At 66.2% G+C, this 3,425-nt stretch carries 5 protein-coding genes; 3 read left to right on the forward strand and 2 right to left on the reverse strand.

What is annotated here, in order from left to right:
• The coding region (locus Q0693_RS10710) for a POTRA domain-containing protein (protein ID WP_298631754.1) at positions 1-980 on the reverse strand (980 nt) is incomplete at its 3' end.
• A 45-nt stretch (positions 981-1,025) separates the two neighbouring features.
• On the opposite strand from Q0693_RS10710, the gene Q0693_RS10715 reads away from it, so the two are divergent.
• From Q0693_RS10715 to Q0693_RS10725, 3 genes are read left to right on the forward strand one after another with little or no spacing between them, the layout of a single operon-like run.
• Positions 1,026-1,853 (forward strand): purine-nucleoside phosphorylase, encoded by an 828-nt coding sequence (locus tag Q0693_RS10715; RefSeq protein WP_298631756.1) that lies wholly within the window; start codon positions 1,026-1,028, stop codon positions 1,851-1,853.
• A gap of 3 nt (positions 1,854-1,856) precedes the next feature.
• A complete protein-coding gene (locus Q0693_RS10720) occupies positions 1,857-2,492 on the forward strand; it encodes a YggS family pyridoxal phosphate-dependent enzyme (RefSeq protein ID WP_298631758.1) in 636 nt (211 codons plus the stop codon).
• A gap of 7 nt (positions 2,493-2,499) precedes the next feature.
• Complete coding sequence (locus Q0693_RS10725; protein ID WP_298631761.1) at positions 2,500-2,952, forward strand: DivIVA domain-containing protein; 453 nt, start codon at positions 2,500-2,502, stop codon at positions 2,950-2,952.
• Here the strand turns inward: Q0693_RS10725 and Q0693_RS10730 are convergent.
• Positions 2,894-3,406, reverse strand: coding sequence for a YdcF family protein (locus Q0693_RS10730; RefSeq protein ID WP_298631764.1), 513 nt, complete (start codon positions 3,404-3,406; stop codon positions 2,894-2,896). The genes Q0693_RS10725 and Q0693_RS10730 overlap by 59 nt on opposite strands.
• Between the last annotated feature and the right edge of the window lie 19 nt (positions 3,407-3,425).

Below are 3,425 nucleotides of genomic sequence, written 5' to 3' on the forward strand. Positions count from 1 at the left end.
AGCCGCAGGAGGCCCAAGAGGGTTTCCGTGGGGAAGGCGGTGTGGCCGGTGATCTCCACCCGTTCTATGGCCCCGCCCTCAGGCCCCGCCTGGAGCCGTACCACCACCCCCTCCCTTTCCGGCTCCAGGCTGAAGTTCACCACCCGGGAAAGCTTCCGGGAAAGGGCCTGCACCCCTTCCAAGAGGAGGTCGTAGCGCAGGTAGTCCCCTTCCTTGAGGGGGAAGCCGGTGAGGTCCAGGCCCTCGCCCTCCAGGCGCACCACCTTTAGCTCCTGCACGGCCACGGTGAGGAGGCCCTCCTCGAGGCGGCTTCTTTGGGGGTCGGGGCCGCTAAAGCGATAGCCTGCCCGCTCGTAGCGGGCGGCCAGGGCCCTAAGGGCCTCCTGGTACTTGGCGAAGCTAAAGGGGCCCTTTAGGGCTTCCAAGGGCTTCAGGAGCTCGGCCTGGGGGAGGAGGCTTGCCCCTTCCAGGCGCACCTCCTTCACCTCGGGGTTTTCCTCCACCCGGAAGGTGAGGAGGATCCTGCCCCCCTGCTCCTTGGCCTCCACCGCCACCTTGGGGGTGAAGGGGAAGCCGTTTTGCCGGTAGGCCTCGGCCAAGGCCTTGGCCGCCTCCCCGGCCCTAATGGGGTTATAGGTGGTCTCCGGGCCGATGGCGAAGTTCTGCTCTAGAAAGCGCAGGAGGGCCTCCTGAGGGAAGGCCTGGCCCTCCACCCTTACCTGGGCGATGGGGGGGTAGGGGGTGAGGACCACCTTGAGGACATCCCCTTCCAGCCGCACCTCCACCCGCTGGAAGTAGCCGGTGGCCAGGATGGCCTTCTTGGCCTCCTCGAGGTCCTGGGGCTCGTCCCCCACGCCAAAGGGCAAGGCGGCCCGGGCTAGGGCCTGGAGAACGGGATCGCCTCCTTCCACCACCACCTCCCGGATGGGGGCGGCCAGGGCCATAAGGCCCAAGAGAGCCAAGGCAAGAAGCCGTTTCATGGGCGAGAGCTTACCAAAAGCCGGTGAAGGGGGCGTGAGAGTAGAATGTTCGCCATGGAGGTCTACGAGAAGATCCAGGAGGCGGTGGCCTACATTCGTTCTAAGACCGGCTTTGTGCCGGGAGTGGGGATCGTATTGGGCTCGGGGCTTGGCCCCCTGGCGGAGGAGGTGGCCAAGGAGGCGGAGATCCCCTACGGGGAGATTCCCCATTTTCCCCTTTCCACGGCTCCCGGGCATGCGGGCCGGCTCGTCCTGGGGGGGCTTGAGGGCAAGCGGGTTCTGGTCTTCCAGGGGCGGGTCCACTACTACGAGGGCTATAGCCCTGAGGAGGTGGTCTTCCCCGTGCGGGTGGGGTATTTCCTAGGGGCCCAAACCTTTATCCTGACCTCGGCGGCGGGAGGGTTAAACCCCAGGTTCCAGGCCGGGGGGATCATGCTCCACCTGGACTACCTGAACCCCAGCGGGGTAAACCCCTTAAGGGGGAGAAACGACGAGCGCCTAGGTCCCCGTTTCCCGGTGATGTTTGAGGCCTACGACCCCGCCCTGATAGAGCTGGCCCGCAAGGTGGCCAGGAGGCAGGACCTGCACCTCTATGAAGGGGTCTATGCCTGGTTTTTGGGCCCCAGCTTCGCCAGCCGGGCGGAACTGAGGATGCTTCGGGAACTGGGGGCCGACGCCATCGGCATGTCCACGGTGCCCGAGGTCATCGCCCTCCGGCACCTGGGGGCCAGGGTCTTGGGCCTTTCCACCATCACCGACATGGCGGTGCCGGAAAGGGAGCACCACGCCACCGAGGAGGAGGTCCTGGCGGTGGCCGCCAAGACCGGCCCCATCTTCCGCCGCTTTGTGCGGGGCATCCTGGCCGAGCTTTAGCCCATGGGGCTTCCTCAGGTGCTGGAAAGCATAGCGGCCGCCTGCCGCCGCGCCGGGCGGGACCCTAAAGGGGTGCGCCTGGTGGCGGTGACCAAGGGGAGGAGCCCGGAGGAGATAAGGGAAAAGGTCCTGCGCTACGGCTCCTTTCCCTTGGGGGAAAGCCGGGTCCAGGAGGCCTTGAAGAAGATGGAGGTCCTCGAGGCCGAGTGGCACCTCATAGGTCCCCTGCAGCGCAACAAGGCCAAGTTCGCCCCCCGGTTTGCCCTCATCCACTCCCTGGATTCCCTGCGCCTGGCGGAGGCCTTGGAGAGGGTGGGGGAGCGGGAGGGGGTTAGGCTTAGGGTGTTGGTGGAGGTGAACCTGGGCCGGGAACCCCAGAAGCACGGGTTTTTGGAGGAGGAACTCCCCGAGGCCCTGGCCCGGCTCGGGGAGATGGAACACCTTGCGGTCCTTGGCCTCATGACCGTGCCCCCCATGGGCCCCGAGGCCGTGGTGCGCCCCATCTTCCGCCGGCTTTCCCAGCTGGCCGACCGCTATGGCCTTCCCGAGCGCTCCATGGGCATGTCCGAGGACTTTCCCATCGCCGTGGAGGAGGGGGCCACCCTGGTCAGGGTGGGCCGGGCCCTTTTTGTAGACTGAAGGGCGCATGGACCTAACCCCCTTGGACATTCGCTACCAGGAGTTTCCCACCGGGATTCGGGGCTACCAGAAGGAGGCGGTCAGGGCCTACCTGGCCCAGGTGGCCGAGGTCCTGGAAGGCCTCATCCGGGAGAAGGAGGAGCTTAGAAACCAGGTAAGGGCCCTTGAAGAGGAAAACGCCCGCCTGAAGGAGGCGGAAGGGGAGCTGAAGCGGGCGGTGGTGGCGGCGGAGCGCATCGCCCGCGAGCTCAAGGCCCAGGCGGAACGGGAGGCGGAGCTCATCAGGAAGGAAGCCCTGGCGGCCAAGGACCAGGTACTAAGGGAAGCAGCAGAGGAGCTTGAGCGCGTGCGGGCAGAGATACAACGGGCCAAGCAGGAAAAGGCCCTCTTTGTGGCGCAGGTTAAGGCCCTTTTCCAGGGGTACCTAGACTCTCTAAGGCGTTTAGAGGAAGATTCCTGAGGCCGTTTCCCCGGGGGAGGGGTTTTAGGCCCAGGTAGAGCCAGAGGCGAAAGAGGGCTTCCCGGAGCCAGTAGGATAGCGGGTATTGCCCGGGCACCGGGTGGCCCTCGGCCCTCAGGCCCAGGAGCCGGGCCAGGAGGAGGGCCCGGGGTAGGTGGGGAGCATCGGTGACCAAAAGGATGCGTCCGGATAGGTGGGGTTTGAGGAAAAGGAGGTTCTCGTAGGTGTTTTGGCTTTCCCCCTCGCAAAGCAGGGCCTCGGCCGGCACGCCCCTCTCCCGCAGGTAGCGGCAACCCACCTCCCCTTCGCTGTAACGGTCCCCTGGGGCCTTACCTCCCGCCACCGCCACCTTGGGGGCCAGGCCCTGCCGGTATAGGTGAAGGGCGGCCTCGAGGCGTCTTTCCAGGATGGGGGAGGGCCTTCCCCCATACTGGGCTGCCCCCAGGACCGCGATCCAGTCGTAACCCCCTTCC

The sequence above is a fragment of the uncultured Thermus sp. genome, from assembly GCF_938010445.1.
Taxonomy (GTDB): Bacteria; Deinococcota; Deinococci; order Deinococcales; family Thermaceae; genus Thermus; species Thermus altitudinis.

Coding starts and splice junctions, on each gene's coding strand:
- Q0693_RS10715 (WP_298631756.1), top strand. CDS start 1,026: ATGTTCGCCATGGAGGTCTACGAGAAGATCCAGGAGGCGGTGGCCTAC.
- Q0693_RS10725 (WP_298631761.1), top strand. CDS start 2,500: ATGGACCTAACCCCCTTGGACATTCGCTACCAGGAGTTTCCCACCGGG.
- Q0693_RS10720 (WP_298631758.1), top strand. CDS start 1,857: ATGGGGCTTCCTCAGGTGCTGGAAAGCATAGCGGCCGCCTGCCGCCGC.